The organism is Microcella alkaliphila (genome assembly GCF_004216855.1).
In the GTDB taxonomy this organism is placed as follows: Bacteria; Actinomycetota; Actinomycetes; order Actinomycetales; family Microbacteriaceae; genus Microcella; species Microcella alkaliphila.
Window position 1 is genome coordinate 1 of record NZ_SGXT01000012.1, and the last position, 1,152, is coordinate 1,152.

Genomic DNA, 1,152 nt, shown 5'->3' on the forward strand with positions numbered 1-1,152 from the left:
AGCGCGCGACGGGGCGGTCCACCCGCCGACGGTTGATCAGCCGACGTCGGCTGCATCGGATTCCTCGATGAGCTGGTCGATTACTTCGTCTCCGAAGACCTCGCGATTGGCTTCCCAAATTTCGTCTTTGGACTCGGCGAACTCCCGGATTTGCTCGGGTGTCAACTCAGTGACCTCCATGCCGGCGTCCTTGAGTTCAGTCAATTTATCGTCGACAGAAGCGCGGACCTCCTGGGTGGCGGTCTCCGAGACTTTCTCGGCCACCTCCGTGAGAGCAGCACGGTCCTCCTCTGAGAGGCTTTCCCAGACCTCGGTGTTGCATGCCAGGGCGCCAGTGCCATAAGCGTGCCGGGTAAGTGAAAGATACTTCTGGACTTCATGGAAGCGGCTGTTGGCGCTGAGAACGATGCCGTTGTCCTGTCCGTCCACGGTTCCCTGTTGTAGGCCGGTGTAGAGCTCTGTGAATGGCATCGCTACGGGCAGAGCACCCCACGCCGAGAACAGATCGAGATACATGGGCAGGCCCGGTACCCGCATTTTGAGGCCCTCAAGATCCGACGGTTTTGTGATCGGATGAGAGTTATTTGTCATCCCCCGGAAGTCGTTCTCGTAGAAGCCGATGGAGGTTATACCGTGTTCGGCAAGCACCTCGCGCTCGTTGGTCTGGATGATGCCGTCAGGGTTGAAGAAAACCTCGTCGGCTGCTTCGTAGGAGGAAACGATATACGGCAGGAAGGAAAGCTGAAGCCTAGGGTCGAGTCCGGACGGGGCGAATGCGACGAAAGCGCACTCGAGGTCTCCGCTCACCAGGCTGCTTGCCATTTCTTCATCACTACCCAGTTGTCCGCCCGGGAAAAGTTCGAAATTAACTCGTCCGCCGGTCGCTTCAGCCGCCTGATCCATGAAGGACATGGCGGCCGGCTGTAGCGCTGAACTCTCGGGGAAAATGTGGGCGAGCTTGAGAGTCCGTTGATCTTCACTCCCGCCAGCTTCGCCCGCCGAATCGTTCCCGCATGCAGTCAAGGCCAATATTGCGGCTGCGGCCAGAACTGCTGACGCCTTACGTGTGCGTGTCGACTTCATTGTCATCGTTTCCTCCGGGAAAGGTATACCGATCATGTTGATGTTACGATAATACCAGAATACCGTCGT

Annotated in this window: 1 protein-coding gene; it reads right to left on the bottom strand. The window is 57.7% G+C overall.

Annotation, left to right across the window (positions count from 1 at the left end; all coding sequences use genetic code 11):
- Positions 1-36: 36 nt before the first annotated feature.
- A partial coding sequence (locus tag EV140_RS03320) for a TRAP transporter substrate-binding protein (protein ID WP_130281085.1) occupies positions 37-1,152 on the bottom strand: 1,116 nt, incomplete at its 5' end.